An 18897-nucleotide genomic window follows, 5' to 3' on the forward strand; every position below is an offset into this window, starting at 1 on the left:
CATGTGACAGGTATCACCGCTCAGGTGTGACCCTCGATTTAGGGGGCTCCTTCAAGCAGCGATAACCTGCGAGACGGACATGCCGCGCGCTCGGACACCGTGTGCGCCTCCCTTGTGACAGCGGACGTCACGTTGCCCTTCGCGGCACGCCCACGCATCCAACGAACCGCGAGATCACTGATAGGGACGGAAGCGCGTGGACCTGTTCGAGTACCAGGCGAGGGACCTCTTCGCCAAGCACGATGTACCGGTGCTGGCCGGTGAAGTCATCGACACGCCTGAGGCGGCCCGCGCAGCCACCGAGCGTCTCGGTGGCAAGTCCGTCGTCAAGGCCCAGGTGAAGGTCGGCGGCCGTGGCAAGGCCGGTGGCGTGAAGCTCGCCGCCACCGCGGACGAGGCCGTCGCCCGCGCGACGGACATCCTCGGCATGGACATCAAGGGCCACACGGTCCACAAGGTGATGATCGCCGAGACGGCCCCGGAGATCCTGGAGGAGTACTACGTCTCCTTCCTCCTCGACCGTGCCAACCGCACCTTCCTCTCCATCGCCTCCGTCGAGGGCGGCATGGAGATCGAGGAGGTGGCGGCCACCCGCCCGGAGGCCGTCGCCAAGATCGCCATCGACGCCATCGACGGCGTGGACGAGGCCAAGGCCCGCGAGATCGTCGAGGCCGCCAAGTTCCCGGCCGAGGTCGCGGACAAGGTCGTCAACGTCCTGATCACGCTGTGGGACACCTTCATCAAGTCGGACGCCCTCCTCGTCGAGGTCAACCCGCTCGCGAAGGTCGCCTCCGGTGAGGTCATCGCCCTCGACGGCAAGGTGTCGCTCGACGAGAACGCCGAGTTCCGCCACCCCGAGTACGAGGAGCTCCACGACAAGGACGCGGCCAACCCGCTCGAGGCCGCCGCCAAGGAGAAGAACCTCAACTACGTCAAGCTCGACGGTGAGGTCGGCATCATCGGCAACGGCGCGGGTCTCGTCATGAGCACCCTGGACGTCGTCGCGTACGCCGGTGAGAACCACGGCAACGTCAAGCCGGCCAACTTCCTGGACATCGGCGGTGGCGCCTCCGCCCAGGTCATGGCCAACGGTCTTGAGATCATCCTCGGCGACCCGGACGTCAAGTCCGTCTTCGTCAACGTCTTCGGTGGCATCACCGCCTGTGACGAGGTCGCCAACGGCATCGTCCAGGCCCTGAAGCTCCTCGAGGACCGCGGCGAGAACGTCTCGAAGCCGCTCGTCGTCCGTCTCGACGGCAACAACGCCGAGCTCGGCCGACAGATCCTCACCGACGCCAACCACCCGCTGGTCCAGCGCGTCGACACCATGGACGGCGCGGCCGACAAGGCCGCCGAACTGGCCAACGCCGCCAAGTAAGCACTCAGGACGAGGACACAACACACCATGGCTATCTGGCTCAACAAGGACAGCAAGGTCATCGTCCAGGGCATGACCGGCGCCACCGGCATGAAGCACACCAAGCTCATGCTCGGTGACGGCACCGAGGTCGTGGGCGGCGTGAACCCGCGCAAGGCGGGCACCTCCGTGGACTTCGACGGCACCGAGGTACCGGTCTTCGGTACCGTCAAGGAGGCCATCGAGAAGACCGGCGCCAATGTCTCCGTCATCTTCGTGCCGGAGAAGTTCACCAAGGACGCGGTCGTCGAGGCCATCGACGCCGAGATCCCCCTGGCCGTCGTGATCACCGAGGGCATCGCGGTGCACGACTCCGCGAACTTCTGGGCGTACGCGGGCAAGAAGGGCAACAAGACCCGCATCATCGGCCCGAACTGCCCCGGCATCATCACCCCGGGTCAGTCGAACGTCGGCATCATCCCGGGTGACATCACCAAGCCGGGCCGTATCGGCCTGGTCTCGAAGTCCGGCACGCTGACGTACCAGATGATGTACGAGCTGCGTGACATCGGCTTCTCGACCGCCGTCGGCATCGGTGGCGACCCGATCATCGGCACCACGCACATCGACGCGCTCGCCGCGTTCGAGGCCGACGCCGACACCGACCTGATCGTCATGATCGGCGAGATCGGCGGCGACGCCGAGGAGCGGGCCGCGGACTTCATCGCGAAGAACGTGACCAAGCCGGTCGTCGGCTACGTCGCGGGCTTCACCGCGCCCGAGGGCAAGACCATGGGCCACGCCGGCGCCATCGTCTCCGGTTCGTCCGGCACCGCCCAGGCGAAGAAGGAGGCCCTGGAGGCCGCCGGCGTCAAGGTCGGCAAGACGCCGACCGAGACGGCGAAGCTGGCTCGCGAGATCCTCGGCGGCTGACCTTCACCGGCGCCGAAGCGCACCATCCGGTGGGCCCGTTCCCTGCGTGGGGGCGGGCCCACCGGCGTTTCGCAGCTCACTGTGGTTGCGGTGCGAGTCTCTCCGGGCCGTGCTGCATCTGTGCCCGCAGTTTCGCGCGCAGCCTCTGCTCCCTCTCCGACAGCGGACCCGGCGCCACCCTCGGCGGTACGCCGAGCACTGTCTCCCCGGGCGGCACCGGTGGCTCGTACTGGGTCGGGGCCGTGCGCAGCGTCAGGGCCGTCGTGCCGATGAGGGCCACGGTGAAGGCGATCGCCGCGCGGGTCCAGAAGCGTGCCCGGCGCTCACTTCCGTCGCGTACCACCGCCGGTTTGGCCGCCCGCAGGCGCTCCGTGGAGGCCAGGTCCTCCAGGCGGTAGTGGAGTTCGGTGGGGTCGGACAGGTCCGGGAGGCGGGCGGCGACCGCGGCGCGGGCGTTGAGGAGACGGTTCGCGGTCGCCGGTGTGGTCGCCTCCGTCTCCGCCGCCGTCTCGGGCAGGTCGAGGCCGACACCGTCGTACAGGAGCAGCGTGCGGCGCTGGGGCGGGGTGAGTTCGAGGAGTACGTTCAGCAGGGCGCGGTCGGACGCGTTCGAGGGTGGGGGTTCGGGGTGCCGGTAGCGCGGGCGGAACCGGTGCCAGGGGGAGAGGGCGAAGTCGTACGCCGTCGCCCGCACCCAGCCCGCCGGATCCGGGTCGCGGGCCACCTCGGGCCAGCGCTGCCAGGCGAGTTCGAAGGCCCGCTCGACCGATTCGCGCGCGAGTTCGCGGCGCCCGGTGAGCAGGTAGGTCTGCCGAACCAGGGCCGGGGCGCAGAAGGCGTAGAGCGCGTCGAACGCCTGGGCGGGGGAGAGGGGGCGTTCGGCCCGGGCTTCGGGGGGCGGTGCGGCCTCGGCGGGGTCGGCTGCCGGTACGGCAGTCCGCACGGCTGTGTCCGCGCGCTCGAGGGCACCCTGACCTACCGTCATGTCGCGCCCTCCCATGGCGTTCTGAGCCTCTGTCTCTTCCGGTGACTTCTTCGCCGACTTCTCCGCCGTCTCCTCCGCGAGCGAGCCGAGCAGGTGCGCGTACGCCTCCCTCCGCTGGCCGCGTGGTGTCGTACGGCCGCTCTCCCAAGCGCGTACTGTCTCGCGGCTGACGCCCACCCGTGCCGCGACCTGAGCCTGCGTCAATGAAGCGGCCTCGCGCAGGCGTCGGCGTTCCTTGGGCGGGGGCAGCGGGGATGCGGGGGTCTGCGTCACAGTACGCCCCTTCGTGCGAAAAAGTACATAAACGTATATTGAGCGACACTTCGGAGGTTCGCCTGTTACGACGGGAAAGCGCGTGTCGTTGGCAGCATTGCGGGCGTGATCGAGATGACCGCTCGTCGAACGCCCCTGTCGTCCCTGCTCACTCGGCTTCGGCACCGCACGCCCGGACTCGGCGCGAGTCTCCTGGGCGGCGCGGTCGCTGCGGGGCTGGGGCTCGGTGTGATCGCCGTGGTGGTGATGGTGCTGTGGGTCAGTTCGCCGTACCCGGACAAGGGGCCGGGAGGCGCATTGCAGGTCGCCGCCGTGCTGTGGCTGCTGGCGCACGGTGCCGAACTGGTCCGCACCGACACCCTCTCCGGGCTCCCCGCGCCGGTGGGCGTCACGCCGTTGCTGATGCTCATGCTGCCGGTGTGGCTGGTGTACCGGGCGGCGCGGGACGCGGCGGCGGACGGCGGTGACGGGGCGCCGCTCGTGTCGGGCCCTACGGCGTGGGCGGGCGTCGTGCTCGGGTACCTCGGGGTCGGGGTGGGGGCCGCGGTGTACGCGGCGGGCGGTGAGCTGCGGCCCTCGTGGTGGTGGACCGGGTTGTGTGTGCCCCTTCTCGCGATGGCGGCGGCGGGGGTCGGCGTGTGGACGGCGTGCGAACGGCGGCCCGAGGCGGCCCACGGTGTGCTGGGCGTGATGCCGACACGGGTACGGCGGCTGGTTCCCGAGGCGGAGGCGCCCGCCCGCCTTGGTGCGGCGGCCCGGGCGGCCGGGGCCGGTGCGGCGGCGCTCGTCGCGGGTGGGGGGTTGCTGGTGGCCGGGTCGCTGGTGTGGCACGGCGCGGCGGCGCGGGGGTCGTTTCTGCAGCTGACGGAGGGGTGGTCGGGGCGGTTCGCGGTGCTGTTGCTGTGCGTGGCGCTCGTGCCGAACGCGGCGGTGTGGGCGGCGGCGTATGCCCTCGGGCCGGGGTTCGTGCTCGGGGCGGGGCATGCGGTGGGGCCGCTGTCCTCGGCGCCGGCGCCGTTGCTGCCGCCGCTTCCGCTGCTGGCGGGGGGGCCGGACCCGGGGGTCGGGGGGCCGGATCCGGTGCGGTGTGGGGGGTCGGGGGGTGGTTCGGTGGGCGCGGTCGGGGTGGTCGGGGGTGGTTCGCGGCGGGGGTCGGGGGGCGGCCCCGGCTCGGGGCTCGATCCGGGTGGGGGGCGGCCGGGCTGTGGCCTGGGCGCCCGGGCGGACCGGGCCGGGGTTGCCCGGCTGGCGCGGTGGTCTGCGGTGGGGCGCGCAGCTGGGTGGTTCGCGGCGGGGTGGGGCGGCGGGCTCGGGGCTCGATCCGAGGGTGGGCGGGCGCCGGCCGTGGCCTGGGCGCCCGGGCGGACCGCCGGGGTTGCCCTGCTGGCGGCCGTGTTCTGCGCGGTCGTGGTCGCCGAGCTGGCCGCGCTGTCGGGTGGGCCGCTGGGGAGAGGGGCGCTTGCGGAGTTCGGGCCGGTGTGGTGGCAGGTGGGGGCGGCGACGTTCGGGTGGGTTTCGGTGGTGGCGGTTCCGGTGGCTGTGGTGGTGCGGGGGTGGCGTTGCCACTTGGGGCGGCGGGCGGGGCGTCTTGGTGAGACCGAGGGGGCTCGGATCGGTCGGCCTCGAGTGGAGGTGGCGGCGGGCGAGGCGGCCGGGCGGCCGGTCTTCGTGCAGGACGGGCCGTTCACGGCGTTGGTGCAGGACCAGGACGGTCAGGGGGGTGTGGCTGACGAGGACGGGGCCTACGGGGGTGAGGGGCAGGGGGTTCCGTACGGGGCGTATGACCATGACACGACGTTCGAGCCGGACGACTTTTCGCCTGCGGGGGTGGCGGATGCGGGGGTGGCGGAGCCTGAGCCTTCGTCTGAGCTGGAGTCGGCGTCGACGTCGGCGCCCTCGCCGTGGAGCGACGATGACTCGCGTGAGGCGCGTTGGGCGGCGATGAAGGATGCGGCGGACCCGCCGGAGGCCCCCGAGGAACGGGCGTCGCCGTGACGTAGGGGGGTCTCGCCCCCGCCGCCCCCTACCCTTCCCGTCCTTGAAGGGACCCCGCCCCTTCGACCCCGGACCTGGGGGCTGCCGCCCCCGGACCCCCGCCATCGGCCTGAACGGCCTCGTCCTCAAACGCCGGACGGGCTGAAATACCCGGACCGGCCGCCGAGAGGCATGCCCCTCAGGCTCGCAGCCCCCAGCGGGTGGGTGGGGGTTGGGGATGGTGCAGGTCTCGTCCTCGAACGCCGGACGGGCTGAAATACCCGGACCGGCCGCCGAGAGGCATGCCCCTCAGGCTCGTAGCCGCCAGCGGGTGGGTGGGGGTTGGGGATGGTGCAGGCCTCGTCCTCGAACGCCGGATGGGCTGAAGTGCCTGGGTCGGCGTCGAGAGGTACCGTCCGTGGGCTCGCAGCCCCCAGCGGGTGGGTGGGGGTTGGGGATGGTGCAGGCCTCGTCCTCGAACGCCGGACGGGCTGAAGTGCCTGGGTCGGCGTCGAGAGGTACCGTCCGTGGGCTCGCAGCCCCCAGCGGGTGGGTGGGGGTTAGGGATGGTGCAGGCCTCGTCCTCGAACGCCGGGCGGGCTGAAGTGCCTGCACCGGCGTCGAGGAGTGCCGTCAGTGGAGGGGCGGCCGGCGTTCCTCACTCCCCCGTCCCCAGAACCCCCCGCAGCTCCTCCGGCAAATGCTCGTTGCACGCCTGCTTCGCCGCGGTCGTCAGGGCGTCGTTCGTGCAGGTGTAGTAGTCGCTGTAGACCATCTGGGCCGTGAAGCCGGCGGCGACCACTGCGATGGCGAGGGAGGCTGTGACCAGGCCGCTTACTGCTGCTGTGGTCTGGGGGCGGCCGGTGGGGCGCGGGGGTGCCGGGGTGTTCGGGTCGGGGGTGCGGGGCTTGGCCCGGAGGCTGCTGATGCCCCAGTAGAGGGCCAGGGCGCCCAGGAGCAGGGCCACGTACGGCCAGCTGAAGAGGGCGAAGAAGAAGGCCCACATGCCGGACAGCAGCGCGTAGCGAGCGCGGCGCTGGACGGGGTCGGTCGGGTCCCAGCGCGGGCCGGAGCCGGGGCCGGGACCGCCGGGGCCGTCCTGGCCGCGTCGGGAGTTGTCGCCGAAACCGTCGGGGGAGCGGCCCGGCTGGCGGTCGCTCCACTGGTTGCCCCAGGGTGAGCGGCCGCTGCCCTCGTCGGAGTCCTGCGAGCCGTCCTCACCCGACGGGCGGCGGCGTGGCTGCCACGGGCGGTCCGGGGTGCCCTCCGGCGGCGGTGCGAAGGGGTTGTCGTCCTGCCCCTGGCCGCTGCCCCGCTCGTCGCCGTTCTGTCCGCCCGAGGGCGCGTCGGGCGGTGAGGTGGGGCGCTCCCGCAGCAGCACGCCGCTGTGCTCCCCTCCCTGCACCGGGTGCGGGGGGAGCGTGAGGAGTCGCAGACTGCGGTCCGGCATCAAGTGAGCGTCTTCCCCTAGGTGATAAGGCTGGCTGTTCTGAGCTGTCACACAAAGAACGCACCGCACGACGACCGCGTTCCCGAGCCCGCTCGCCCCAGACGCTACCTTCCGGCCACGCCCCCGTCCCGTGGGGGCCTTCCGGTGTGCCGGTATCGTTGCTGACGGTCGGCTGCTTCGTAGACTTCCCCGTATCCCGGGGCGCGATGCATTCGTATGAACGTACAGATGTGAGACGTACGGACGCGAACCTACATGCCGTCGGCCGTATGAAGAACGCACCCCCGAGAAAGGGCCCCACCGTGGCCGCCAAGCCCGTGGCCAAGCGCCTCGTCGTGCTGGTCTCCGGATCCGGCACCAATCTGCAGGCGCTGCTCGACGAGATCGCCGCCGTCGGTTCCGAGGCGTACGGCGCCGAGATCGTGGCCGTCGGCGCCGACCGCGAGAACATCGAGGGGCTCGCTCGGGCCGAGCGCGCGGGACTGCCCACCTTCGTGCGGAAGGTCAAGGACCACGGCAGCCGGGAGGAGTGGGACGCGGCGCTCGCCGAGGCCGTATCCGCCTACGAGCCTGATCTCGTCGTCTCCGCCGGGTTCATGAAGATCGTGGGGAAGGAGTTCCTCGCGCGCTTCGGCGGGCGGTTCGTCAACACCCACCCCGCGCTCCTGCCCAGTTTTCCCGGCGCCCACGGCGTCCGCGACGCGCTCGCGTACGGCGCCAGGGTCACCGGCTGCACCGTCCACTTCGTCGACGACGGCGTCGACACCGGGCCGATCATCGCTCAGGGGGTGGTCGAGGTCCGGGACGAGGACGACGAGAGCGCTCTGCACGAGCGCATCAAGGAAGTCGAGCGAAGGCTGCTCGTCGAGGTCGTGGGGCGGCTCGCCCGCAACGGCTATCGCATTGAGGGACGAAAGGTAGTTATCCAGTGACCGCCGAGAGCAACAAGCGGGCCATTCGACGGGCGCTCGTCAGCGTCTACGACAAGACCGGTCTGGAAGACCTCGCGCGCGGCCTGCACGAGGCGGGCGTCGAGCTCGTCTCCACCGGCTCCACGGCCGCGAAGATCGCCGCGGCCGGTGTCCCGGTCACCAAGGTCGAGGAGCTCACCGGCTTCCCCGAGTGCCTGGACGGCCGCGTCAAGACGCTGCACCCGCGCGTGCACGCGGGCATCCTCGCCGACCTGCGCCTGGAGGACCACCAGCGGCAGCTCGCCGAGCTGGGTGTCGAGCCGTTCGACCTCGTCGTCGTCAACCTCTACCCGTTCCGCGAGACCGTCGCCTCCGGCGCCACCCCCGACGAGTGCGTCGAGCAGATCGACATCGGCGGTCCGTCGATGGTGCGCGCCGCCGCCAAGAACCACCCGTCGGTCGCGGTCGTCACCAGCCCGTCCCGTTACGCCGACGTCCTCGCGGCCGTCCGCGACGGCGGCTTCGACCTCACCACCCGCAAGCGGCTCGCGGCCGAGGCCTTCCAGCACACTGCGGCGTACGACGTTGCCGTCGCGAGCTGGTTCGCCTCCTCCTACGCTCCCGTCGACGAGTCGCAGTTCCCCGACTTCCTCGGCGCCACCTGGGAGCGCGAGAACACCCTGCGCTACGGCGAGAACCCGCACCAGCCGGCCGCCCTCTACGTGGATGGCGACGGCGGCGGTCTGGCCAAGGCCGAGCAGCTCCACGGCAAGGAGATGTCGTACAACAACTACACGGACACGGACGCCGCCCGCCGTGCCGCGTACGACCACGCCGAGCCCTGCGTCGCGATCATCAAGCACGCCAACCCCTGCGGCATCGCGGTCGGCGCGGACGTCGCCGAGGCGCACCGCAAGGCCCACGCGTGTGACCCGCTGTCGGCGTTCGGCGGCGTGATCGCCGTCAACCGTCCGGTCAGCAAGGAGATGGCGGAGCAGGTCGCCGAGATCTTCACCGAGGTCATCGTCGCGCCCGACTACGAGGACGGCGCCCTAGAGGCCCTCGCCAAGAAGAAGAACATCCGCGTGCTGCGCTGCCCCGAGGGCCCCGGCAACCCCGTCGAGATCAAGCCCATCGACGGCGGCGCCCTCCTCCAGGTCACCGACCGCCTCCAGGCCGACGGCGACGACCCGGCCAACTGGACGCTGGCGACGGGCGAGGCGCTGTCCGCCGAGGAGCTGGCCGAGCTCGCCTTCGCCTGGAAGGCCTGCCGGGCCGTGAAGTCCAACGCGATCCTTCTCGCCAAGGACGGCGCCTCGGTCGGCGTCGGCATGGGCCAGGTCAACCGCGTCGACTCCGCGAAGCTGGCCGTCGAGCGGGCCGGTGCCGAGCGCGCGCAGGGGGCGTACGCCGCGTCCGACGCGTTCTTCCCGTTCCCCGACGGCCTGGAGATCCTGACCGAGGCCGGCGTGAAGGCCGTGGTCCAGCCCGGCGGTTCCGTCCGTGACGAGCTGGTCGTCGAGGCCGCTCAGAAGGCCGGCGTCACGATGTACTTCACGGGGACGCGGCACTTCTTCCACTGAGCCGACATGGGTGAGGGGCGGGCCGTACCTGCGGCCCGCCCCTCACCCGCGTCTGCCGCTCTTACGTCGAACCGCGCAGCGCCGCCCAGGTGTTGGGCCCCACCTCGCCGTCGACCTCCAGCCCCTTGTCGCTCTGGAAGAGCCTGACCGCGGACTCCGTGTCCGCGCCGAACTCTCCGTCCACGCCCGAGCCGCCGACGCTGTAGCCGCGCTTGCTGAGCATGCACTGCACCTGGACGACGCGCTGCCCCTTGTCGCCCCGGTCGGTGAGTTCGGTGCCGGAGTAGTGGGTGCAGTCCGAGATCCAGGGCGGGACGGTGGGCGTCGTGGCGGTCTTGGTGGGGGTGGCGGTCGGGGTGCCCCCGCCGTTGCCGCTGCCGCCCGCGTCGCCGCCGGAGGGGGTGGCGGCCTGGTCGCCGGGCGTGGCCTGCGTTCCGGCCGCGCCGCCGCCGTCGGAGGCGCTCGGGTCGGCCGACTCGGCGGTGGCCGACGCCTTCGCGCCGGTGTCCTTCCCTTTCCCCTCCCCTTTCTCCTTGTCGCGGGAGGGAGCCGAGGAGGAGCCGGGGAGGGAAGCGCCCCGAGCGCCGTCGGGGGCGGTGCTGCCGGCCGGCGTGGCCGCAGCCGAAGCCGTTTCGTCGACGGACGGGCCGGTGAGGAAGAAGGCACCCGCGGCGACCGCGCACACGGCGAGACCCGCGGCGCCGGCGAGGTATGCCCTCCGCTTGCGCCGCTTGCCGTCGTCCTCGGGGGCGGGGACAGCCGTACGCTCCCCCGGCAGCCGCAACTGGACCGTCTCCTGGGAGGTCCGCGAGGTCTGCGAACTCAGGGGTGCCCGGGCGGTCTCCTGGACGGAGACACCTTCCAGTACCTCGCATGCCTGCCGTCGGTCCAGCAGCCGGGCGCTCAGCGGCTCGTGCCAGACGGCTGCGCCGCCGTGACCGGCTGCCGTGGCGGCGGCGGTGAGCTGCCGCGGAGTGGGGCGCCCGGCGGGATCCTTGGCGAGACAGGCGCTCAGAAGGGCGGCCAACGCGGGTTCCACGGCGGAGAGTTCGGCCATGATGTCCTGCTTGGGCTCCTCGAACGCGACCCGGTGCATCACGTCGACGCCCGTGCCGTCCCCGAACGGGGCGTGCCCGGTGGCGGCGTAGGTCAGGCTTCCTGCCAGCGAGAAGACGTCGGAGGCGGTGTCGCAGCGTCCCTCGCGCAGATACTCGGGCGACATGAAGGCAGGCGTGCCGACCCGGCTCCCGGTCGACGTGATCGCGCTGCTGTCGGCGGCCTGCGCGATGCCGAAGTCGATGACGTGGGCGCCCGCCAGGGACAGGATCACGTTGGACGGCTTGAGATCCCTGTGTACGACGTCCGCGGCGGCCAGCGCCGACAGGGCCTGCCCCATGTCCCCGACCAGCCGCCACACCCCGGCGCGCTCCAGCTTGCCGCACTCACGCACCGCTTCGGCGAGGTTCAGGCCGGGCAGGTACTGCGTCGCCATCCACAGCAGCGAGTCGTCGAACCCGGTGCCGAGCAGCTGCGGCGTGCGCGGCGTGTGGACCCGACCGTGCACGGCGGCCTCCCGCTCGAAACGGCGCCGGAAGCGGGGGTCTTCGGCGTACTCGGGGCGGATCACCTTGACGGCGGCGAGGCCGGGGGTGTTGGCGGCGGGGCGGGCCAGGTAGACGTGGCCCATACCGCCGCTGCCGAGCAGTCCCAGCGGGACGTAGGGGCCGATGCGGGCGGGGGCGCTCGGCTTCAGCGGGGTGGCGCCCGCCTGTGTCAGGGCAGCGTCGACTGCCGCCGGGGTGGGTGATGGCATGGGCTGCCGCTGGTCGGTCATGGATCCCCCGAGTGCTGCTCTTCCCCAACGGCCACTCGTGTCCCGTCAGTTGGTGTGAGGCTACCGCGTGAGGCGGCAGGGGGATGGGCGCTCGCGGCCTTCGGGTCGTGCTCCAGGACGGCGCCCGAGGGAGCCCGCCCTCGGCCCGTTCCAGGACGATGACGGTGGGCCCGTCCAGCTCCGGGTGATCCGGGTGGTCCGGGTCGTCCACGGTCAGCGTTTCGTACATATGGACCGCGGACCTGGTGACCGCCTGCCGCACCGACCGCAGGGGCTCCACCAGCTGCTCGACCGCCGGCAGCGGGGCGTGTGGTTCGCCACGCAGCCGGGGTTCGCACAGGGCGGTCAGGACCGCGAAGTGCCGCTTGGTGCGATCGAGGGCGAAGGCCGGGGTCGTGACGGAGCCGGAGAGTCCGGTGCGCGCCACGCCGCGAATCGCGTGGCACGGTGCCCGGACGTCGAAGGCGAGCAGATCGCCCGCCGCGGGCAGGACAGACCACGAAGGTTGCCCGCGGTGTGGCGCGTCCGCGAGTCGGGAGCCTAGCCGTCCACTTCGTACTGTCCGACCTCAAGGAAGTACCGCAGTTCCTCCGGCGTACCGTCGATGACGTCTTCCGCCGCCGCGCGCAGGGCGTCGCTGATGGTCGGGTCGGCCAGGATGCGGGCGACGCGGACGCGGTCGTCCTCGGCGCGGGCGAGGCGGTAGCCGGTCTCCAGGAAGGCGCGCAGGGCCTCCGGAGTGTTGGCGTCGAGGGCCTCGTTGGCCTCCCTGATGACCGCCTTGTCGGTCTTCGGATCGGCGGTGCCGAGGATGCGGGCGATGGCCACGCGGTCGTCCTCGGCCTGGGCGATCCAGCGGCCCGTCTCTAGGAAGTACCGCTGGTCCTCGATGGTGCCGTCCATCGCCTGCTGCGCGGCGGCGTACACGGCCCGGCCGGTGTCGGGGTCGGCGATGATGCGCATGATGGCGACGCGGACGTCGTCGTCGGACATGTCGTCGACGTTCGGGCCGTCGACGGCGGAGGCGGTTGCCACGGTGGCGGCGGTCGACGGAGCCGCATCGGCTGCGAAGGCAGGGGCGGCCAGCAGGAGTGCCGGGGTCAGGGCGGTTGCCACGAGGGTCAGGGCGATACGGCTCGGTCTCACGCGTGAACCTTCCTTGCAGGATCGGGCTTGCAGATTCAGGGACCCGGGGCTTCGCGGCTCCGGTACTTGGCGCAGAGCCATCTTCCTTGGGTTCGCACGTGAGTTCACTGCAATAACCGAGCAGCCTTCAGGTACTGGTCGCTGCCTGACAAACGCGGGCACGCGCAGCGGCCTCCGGCCCTCCCCCGAGGGAGCCGGAGGCCGCTGCGCGTGCCGGCAGCAGGCGCTCAGCAGGTGCGCAGACCCGGGATCGCCCCGTAGTTCACGCCGCCGGACACCTTGTTGGCGGGGAACCAGCCCCAGCCGCCGTTGCTGACGTTGGTGTCGGCCTGGGTCCACAGCCACCAGTCGTTGCGGGCGTCGCCGACCGGCGGGTTCTCCTGGCCCGGGAACTTCTTCTGGCAGACGAACCAGTTGTCGCCCGCGTTCAGCCAGCCCGCGACGTTCCCGTTGAACATCACGTTGCCGCCCTGGTAGTTGTGGCAGTAGCGGGAGTTGTTCGGCCCGCTGCCCCAGCAGCCGTTCGGTGCCGCGAAAGCCCCCGCCGGCGTCAGGGCCACGGCGCCCGTGGCGAGTACGGCAACGGCTCCCAGCGAGGCGAGCATGCGCTTCATGGTCGGTGTCCCTCCGGAATTGCCACCCCCGTTGGTGGACAGGAACACCGTGGCGCCGACCGGCCCCGAGCGGTACCTGAGAACTCTCAGGGTCCCTTCTTCGCGGGCGGCGTGTACTCCTTGAGGTAGTGGGCGACGCGGGTGGCGTAGTCGCGGTACTTCGGGGGAACTCCGCCCGCGTCGTTCACGACCTTGGTCGAGGTGCGGTAGGCGGCGGCCAGCAGCACCTTGCGGTCGCCGGAGAGGCCCCTCCGGTTCAGGAGCGGCTCCATGTAGCAGAGGTAGCGGCCCACGGCGGGGATGGACTGGGCCGGCGTGAGGGGAGGCTCGGGGGTCTCAGTCGCCGGGACACCGTCCGCGCGGATCCACCAGCGCAGCAGACTCGGCGTCCAGCGGGCGATGCCGTACTCGCCCTCCTTGCCCACGGACGGGTCGGAGAGGTCCGGGTCGAAGTCGCTCTCCGCCTTCAGCAGGGCGGCGATCAGCGCGGGGGTGACCTCGGGCCGGACGCAGTCGTGGGCGGAGTCGACGATGAGGCGGCGGTAGGCCACCGGGACGCCCTTGTCGGTACGGAGTTCGGAGGCGCCGTAGGTGGCGGCCGTGACCCTCGTGGTCTCGCGCCCCGGCCCGCCGGCCCCGCTTCCGCCGCCGTCGGCGCCGGTGTCCACCCAGCTGCTGACGCCGTAGCCGAGGGTCGCCATCGCGACCACGGCGGTCGCGGCCGTCAGCATCGTCGTACGGCGGGAGCGCCGGCGGGGGAGGAGCGTCCGCGGCAGGCGCGGCGAGCTGCCCGTGCCCGCCGCGGCGCCCACCCGCCGCAGCAGCGCCTGGGTGTCGATCCGGTCGCCGTGCGTACGGGTCAGACAGTCCCGCACGATCTCCCGCCAGACGTCCGGGAGTTCGGGCGACAGGCGCAGTTCATCGGTGCCGCGCGCGTAGGCGGCGGCAGCGTCGCGGCGGGTCGACGGGGTGGCGCCGGGCAGTGGGAAGGAGCCGGTGAGGACCAGATGCGCCAGCACGCCGAACGCCCAGACGTCCGCCGACGGGCGGATACGGCGGCCGCGCTCGCCGATCTCCGACCAGAGCAGCTCCGGCGGCGTGTAGTCGGGCGTCGAGAACGCGGGCGTGTACGCGTGCGTGCCCTCCAGTTCCGCCGCCATGTTGAAGTCGGCGAGCCGGGCCGAACCGTCCCTCATCAGCAGCACGTTGGCCGGCTTCAGGTCCCCGTGCACCCAGCCCGCGTGATGCAGCTGCGCCAGCCCCTCGCAGATCTGCGCGAGCAGGACGGGCCCGGCGGCGGGGCGCGGCTCCGCCGTGAGCAGCGCGGACAGGGAGCCCTGCGCCTTCTCCAGTACGAGGATCGTGGCGCCGTCGAGGGCGGGACGGGCCGGGTCGTCGACGGTGAGGGTGTCGTACATCCGGATCAGCCGTGGCTGCTTCAGCCGGCGGTGCAACTCGACCTCGCGCTCGATGAGTTCGCGCAGGTGAGTGAGCTGGCGGGGGGTGCCGGTGCCGGTGGGCAGGAACTTCAGGGCGACCGTCTTCGGCAGGGCATCGTCGTCTCCGACGCGCCTGCCCTCGTACACACTCCCGAACGCCCCCGTGGCGATCGGCTCCCGCACCTCCCACACGCCCACCCGGTACCCCTTCGGCACCGGCACGGCGTACGGCTCGGTCACCGGGCCACCCGGCCGGACGCCGACGCCGACGCCGACGCCGACGCGGACGAAGCCAAGAGCGAGGGAGCTGGCGGCGACGACTCGCGCAGGACGACGAGATCGTCCTCCCGCACCAGGTCGAACCGGAGCGCCAGCGAGACCAGCGACTCCTTCTTGCCGTTGAGCCGCGGACCCGTGTCCGCCGTCTCCGGGCCGGGCTTGAGCCGCAGCTTCACGGCGAGGTAGTCGATGTTCCACTGGACCGAAGTGCGGGACGCGGCGGGCCAGTTGGGGCGCAGCCGGTCCACGACCTGGTCGACCGTGGGCAGCGGGGCGTGCGGTTCGCCGCGCAGCCGGGGCTCGCACAGGGCGGCCAGGACCGCGAAGTAGCGCTTGGTGCGGTCGACCGAGAAAGCGGGGGCGGTGGTCGCGCCGTCCAGTCCGCCCTCGGAGCTGAGGTAGTCGTGGCGCGGCGCCCACACCTCGATCGGCAGCAGATCGCCCGCCGCCGGGAGCACGATCCGCGAGAACTCGAAGGGGATCGGCGCGTCGAGGCGCCCCGGCCCGACCTTGATGTGCTCGCCCGCGCCCTCCGGGTTCTCCACGACGTACGTCTGCTCACGGCTGAGGTTGCTCAGTATCCAGAAGGCGCCCTGCGCGGTGATCTCACCGGCTCTGCGGGACACCCCGTCGTGCGCGATCGTGAGGTCGTTGTCGGAGGCGGAACGGCCGAAGCCGAGCCGCTCACCGGGCGCCAGCCGGAGCTGGGTGCGCTCGGTCTCGTCCTCCGTGGTCGGCGGAGGTACCACGATGATGCTGTACAAGGTGCGTCTCCCCGTGCCTGACGGCTACCCACGTCAGAGTAGGGCGACACAGCGAGGCCGTGCCCCCCTCGTACGAGTGAGACACGGCCATCGGCTGTGTTTGGCGTGAAGTGATTCCCGCCCAACGGAACCTCGGGTGAGGTCAGTTCTGTACGACCATGGTGCTCGCGGCCTTGTCGTGCCAGCCCTGCTGGCGGCCCGACTTGTCCCAGAACGGGGACAGGTAGACGAGGAGCTGGCCGATGCCGCAGGCCAGGCTGCCGACGATCGGGATGATCCAGCGGATGAACGAGGAGCCCAGGCCGGGCTTCTGGCCGGTGTCGGCCTTCACGACCCGCAGGCCGACGGCCATCTTGCCGAGGGTGGCACCCACCAGACCGACCATCAGCCACTCGTACAGCAGGCCGATCACCGCGAAGACACCGAACACGGCGCCGACGGAGGCCACGATGTCGGAGCTGGCGTCGTTCACGCAGGAGCTGTAGTCGACGGCGTTGGGGTCACATTCGTTGGCCGCGCTGAAGGAGCCCGCGACACCGACGGCGGCGAGGACGATGTAGATGACGGTGAACGCCACACCGTCGATCAGCCGGGCACCGAAGCGGCGGCCCATGGACGCCACACGGGGAGGCATGCCCGAACCGCCGGGGTAACCCGGCTGCTGCGGATAGCCGTAACCGCCCTGCGGGGGCACGCCCTGCGGCGACTGCGGGTAGCCGTAACCGGCCCCACCCTGCGGGTAGGGGGGCTGACCCGGCTGGGGGTAACCGGGCTGCTGTCCTTGCTGGGGGTACCCATAGCCCTGATTCGGGTCCTGCGGCTGACCGTAAGGTGGGTTGGGCGAGCCGAAACTCATGGCCGGATTCCTCCGTTGCGAATGCGGGGACGATGCGGCATTGCGCGGAGGAACTTCACGATTTGAGCGGTTTTGCCCCCCGAACACGTTCCGCGAAACTGCGCCGTTCATCGTTCTAGGTACCGTGCGATTTTGTCCAGTCTGAGGCGGAACCTGTTGTGCAGATGCAATCTTCGGGATCTTGCAAGGGCGATGTGCGTCACGGGTCAGGCGTCCGATTGGAACACCGAGGGCGTCATCCGGGAGGATGGGGGTCATGACCGCCCAGATTCTCGATGGCAAGGCCACCGCAGCCGCGATCAAGTCCGATCTGACCGCCCGCGTGGCGGCGCTGAAGGAGAAGGGCATCACGCCCGGCCTCGGCACGATCCTGGTCGGGGAGGACCCCGGCAGCCAGAAGTACGTCGCCGGCAAGCACCGCGACTGCGCCCAGGTCGGCATCGCCTCCATCCAGCGCGAACTGCCCGCCACGGCGACGCAGGAGGAGATCGAGGCGGTCGTCCGCGAGCTGAACGAGGACCCGGCCTGCACCGGCTACATCGTCCAGCTGCCCCTGCCCAAGGGCATCGACGAGAACCGGATCCTGGAGCTCATGGACCCGGACAAGGACGCCGACGGCCTCCACCCGATGAACCTCGGGCGCCTCGTCCTGAATGAGCCGGCCCCGCTGCCCTGCACCCCCAACGGCGTCCTCACCCTGCTGCGCCGGTACGGCGTCGAGATCAAGGGCGCCGAGGTCGTGGTCGTCGGCCGCGGCGTGACCATCGGCCGGCCGATGCCGCTGCTGCTGACCCGGCGCAGCGAGAACGCGACGGTGACCCAGTGCCACACCGGCACGCGGGACCTGTCCGCACACCTGAAGCGTGCGGACATCATCATCGCCGCCGCGGGCTCCGCCCACCTGGTCCGCCCCGAGGACGTGAAGCCCGGCGCCGCCGTCCTCGACGTCGGGGTCTCGCGCAGCGCCGAGGGCAAGATCGTGGGCGACGTCCACCCCGGCGTCGCCGAGGTGGCCGGCTGGATCTCCCCCAACCCCGGTGGCGTGGGCCCGATGACGCGGGCGCAGCTGCTGGTCAACGTGGTCGAGGCGGCGGAGCGCAGTGTCGGCTGAGGGCGGCGTCGGCAAGGCGCAGCAGATCGAGGACGTCGAGGAGATCGAGGTCCGGGATCCGGTGAGCGCACCGGACGCGGAGGGTACGCCACGGCGCACCACCCGCCGCTTCCCGCTGTTCACCAAGGACACGGCACGTCCCGAGGGCGGCGGCCGCGCCGCTCCCAGTGACGCCCCGGCGCCCGCCCGGCAGTGGCCGGTCCTGCTGGTGCTGGGCATGGTCGCGGTGGGTCTGCTGATCACCGCGCTCGACGTGTTCCGGGTCGGCACCCTGGTGATCGGCAGCGCCCTGCTGGTCGGCGCGGTGCTGCGGTGGCTCCTGCCGAGCGTCGGCATGCTCGCCGTACGTTCCCGCTTCACCGACATAGTGACGTACGGCGTGCTGGGCCTCGTGATCGTGCTGCTGGCGTTGATGGCGCAGCCGGACCCGTGGCTGAAGATCCCGTTCCTGAAGGACGCCCTGCATTTCACGGTGGACAGCTGAGGCCTCCCGGCCTCGAAGGCCACTCGGCGCGACGGCGGCCCGTCCTCTCCCCCGAGGAAGGACGGGCCGCCGTCTGCGTCAACCCTCGGGCACGGCGAAGGGGCTGTTCAACGCCTGTCAGTGCGCTGTGGCACGGAAGTGACCGTTCCGCTACGTCGGGAACCAATGCGCCGCCCGGTGTCGTCACCCGATCGGATCTCGTTCGGAGGTGAGCGATGGGTGCGTGGCAGCCGCTGCCCGGCGATCTGCCGCCGGAGGTGCGGCACTTCGTGGAGCAGTTGCGGCAGCTCAAGGACCGCACGGGCCTGAGCCTGGTCGCGCTGGGCGCGCGTACCGCGTACAGCAAGTCCTCCTGGCAGCGCTACCTCAACGCCACCCAGCCCCCGCCCAGGCAGGCGGTCGTCGCGCTGTGCCGCGTGGCGGGGACCGGCAGGGACGAGGCGGAGCGCTTCGGGGTGCGGTGGGAACTGGCCGTACAGGCATGGCCGAAGCCTGCGGTGATGCCGACGAAGGTGGAGCCCGGGGCGCACGGGATGCACGGGCCGCGTGAGGCGGGCGAGGAGCGCGAGGACTACGAGGACGACCTCAGCGAGGACTACGAGGACGACCCCACCCTGCCGTGGTGGGACGCGCCGCCGAAGGAACCGGAGCCGTCGTCGAGTTGGCTGCTGGTGGCCGCCGTCGTGCTCGCCGTGGTTCTGGTCCTGACGGCGCTGATCGGGGCCCTTGCGCTGGGGTGAGCCCGGTGGGACTGTCGCGTCCGGCTTGCCTGAATGCGGCGCCTGTGACGGGGGTGATCGTTTATGTGCTTTCTATGTGTCGATGTGTTGACAAGTTCGCGCATTTGCGAGGAAGTCGTTCAACGGGCGGGCTAGCGTGGTCGTCCGGGACGCATCGGGGTCGT

General features: G+C 71.5%; 16 protein-coding genes and 1 pseudogene. 8 read left to right on the forward strand and 9 right to left on the reverse strand.

Annotation, left to right across the window (positions count from 1 at the left end; all coding sequences use genetic code 11):
- The first annotated feature begins 196 nt into the window (after window positions 1–196).
- Together sucC and sucD are read left to right on the forward strand one after the other, a co-directional pair.
- Window positions 197–1378 (forward strand): ADP-forming succinate--CoA ligase subunit beta, encoded by a 1182-nt coding sequence (gene sucC, locus AB5J55_RS25950; protein WP_369272938.1) that lies wholly within the window; start codon window positions 197–199, stop codon window positions 1376–1378.
- 27 nt (window positions 1379–1405) lie between these two features.
- Window positions 1406–2290: a succinate--CoA ligase subunit alpha gene (gene sucD / locus AB5J55_RS25955; protein ID WP_369272939.1), complete on the forward strand. Its 885-nt coding sequence runs from the start codon at window positions 1406–1408 to the stop codon at window positions 2288–2290.
- Between the two features lie 76 nt (window positions 2291–2366).
- Here the strand turns inward: sucD and AB5J55_RS25960 are convergent, their stop codons facing one another.
- On the reverse strand, window positions 2367–3548 hold the full coding sequence (locus tag AB5J55_RS25960) for a helix-turn-helix domain-containing protein (protein ID WP_369272940.1): 1182 nt from the start codon (window positions 3546–3548) through the stop codon (window positions 2367–2369).
- 96 nt (window positions 3549–3644) lie between these two features.
- On the opposite strand from AB5J55_RS25960, the gene AB5J55_RS25965 reads away from it, so the two are divergent.
- Complete coding sequence (locus AB5J55_RS25965; protein WP_369276294.1) at window positions 3645–5543, forward strand: DUF6350 family protein; 1899 nt, start codon at window positions 3645–3647, stop codon at window positions 5541–5543.
- A 637-nt stretch (window positions 5544–6180) separates the two neighbouring features.
- On the opposite strand, the gene AB5J55_RS25970 is transcribed toward AB5J55_RS25965, so the two are convergent.
- Window positions 6181–6972, reverse strand: a complete 792-nt coding sequence (locus AB5J55_RS25970) for a hypothetical protein (RefSeq protein WP_369272941.1) — start codon at window positions 6970–6972, stop codon at window positions 6181–6183.
- A gap of 302 nt (window positions 6973–7274) precedes the next feature.
- Between AB5J55_RS25970 and purN the strand changes: the two genes are divergently transcribed.
- Window positions 7275–7904 carry a phosphoribosylglycinamide formyltransferase gene (gene purN, locus AB5J55_RS25975; protein ID WP_369276295.1) on the forward strand — a complete coding sequence of 210 codons (630 nt, stop codon included), beginning with the start codon at window positions 7275–7277 and terminating at the stop codon, window positions 7902–7904.
- A complete protein-coding gene (gene purH, locus AB5J55_RS25980; protein WP_369272942.1) occupies window positions 7901–9466 on the forward strand; it encodes a bifunctional phosphoribosylaminoimidazolecarboxamide formyltransferase/IMP cyclohydrolase in 1566 nt (521 codons plus the stop codon). The genes purN and purH overlap by 4 nt, the downstream gene beginning before the upstream one ends.
- Before the next feature lie 61 nt (window positions 9467–9527).
- Here the strand turns inward: purH and AB5J55_RS25985 are convergent, their stop codons facing one another.
- The 7 genes and pseudogenes from AB5J55_RS25985 to AB5J55_RS26015 form a co-directional block, all read right to left on the reverse strand.
- Window positions 9528–11300: a protein kinase gene (locus tag AB5J55_RS25985; protein WP_369272943.1), complete on the reverse strand. Its 1773-nt coding sequence runs from the start codon at window positions 11298–11300 to the stop codon at window positions 9528–9530.
- A 229-nt stretch (window positions 11301–11529) separates the two neighbouring features.
- Window positions 11530–11793, reverse strand: a pseudogene (locus AB5J55_RS25990) (FHA domain-containing protein); the annotation flags it as partial.
- Between the two features lie 47 nt (window positions 11794–11840).
- Window positions 11841–12446 (reverse strand): ALF repeat-containing protein, encoded by a 606-nt coding sequence (locus tag AB5J55_RS25995; protein WP_369272944.1) that lies wholly within the window; start codon window positions 12444–12446, stop codon window positions 11841–11843.
- A gap of 227 nt (window positions 12447–12673) precedes the next feature.
- Window positions 12674–13060 (reverse strand): hypothetical protein, encoded by a 387-nt coding sequence (locus AB5J55_RS26000; protein ID WP_369272945.1) that lies wholly within the window; start codon window positions 13058–13060, stop codon window positions 12674–12676.
- A gap of 86 nt (window positions 13061–13146) precedes the next feature.
- Window positions 13147–14739 carry a protein kinase gene (locus AB5J55_RS26005; protein ID WP_369272946.1) on the reverse strand — a complete coding sequence of 531 codons (1593 nt, stop codon included), beginning with the start codon at window positions 14737–14739 and terminating at the stop codon, window positions 13147–13149.
- Window positions 14736–15542 carry an FHA domain-containing protein gene (locus AB5J55_RS26010; RefSeq protein WP_369272947.1) on the reverse strand — a complete coding sequence of 269 codons (807 nt, stop codon included), beginning with the start codon at window positions 15540–15542 and terminating at the stop codon, window positions 14736–14738. The genes AB5J55_RS26005 and AB5J55_RS26010 overlap by 4 nt, the downstream gene beginning before the upstream one ends.
- Window positions 15543–15684: 142 nt before the next feature.
- Window positions 15685–16398, reverse strand: a complete 714-nt coding sequence (locus tag AB5J55_RS26015; protein ID WP_369272948.1) for an RDD family protein — start codon at window positions 16396–16398, stop codon at window positions 15685–15687.
- Window positions 16399–16654: 256 nt separating this feature from the next.
- Between AB5J55_RS26015 and AB5J55_RS26020 the strand changes: the two genes are divergently transcribed.
- The 3 genes from AB5J55_RS26020 to AB5J55_RS26030 all read left to right on the forward strand — a co-directional run bounded on the left by AB5J55_RS26020 (window position 16655) and on the right by AB5J55_RS26030 (window position 18733).
- Complete coding sequence (locus tag AB5J55_RS26020) at window positions 16655–17509, forward strand: bifunctional methylenetetrahydrofolate dehydrogenase/methenyltetrahydrofolate cyclohydrolase (protein ID WP_369272949.1); 855 nt, start codon at window positions 16655–16657, stop codon at window positions 17507–17509.
- Entirely contained in the window at window positions 17499–17993 is a 495-nt protein-coding gene (locus AB5J55_RS26025; RefSeq protein WP_369272950.1) for a DUF3017 domain-containing protein, read from the forward strand. Before AB5J55_RS26020 ends, AB5J55_RS26025 begins: the two co-directional genes overlap by 11 nt.
- A 215-nt stretch (window positions 17994–18208) precedes the next feature.
- Complete coding sequence (locus tag AB5J55_RS26030; RefSeq protein ID WP_369272951.1) at window positions 18209–18733, forward strand: helix-turn-helix domain-containing protein; 525 nt, start codon at window positions 18209–18211, stop codon at window positions 18731–18733.
- Window positions 18734–18897 lie beyond the last annotated feature (164 nt).

Origin of the sequence: Streptomyces sp. R11 (assembly GCF_041051905.1) — a bacterium.
Lineage (GTDB): Bacteria > Actinomycetota > Actinomycetes > Streptomycetales > Streptomycetaceae > Streptomyces.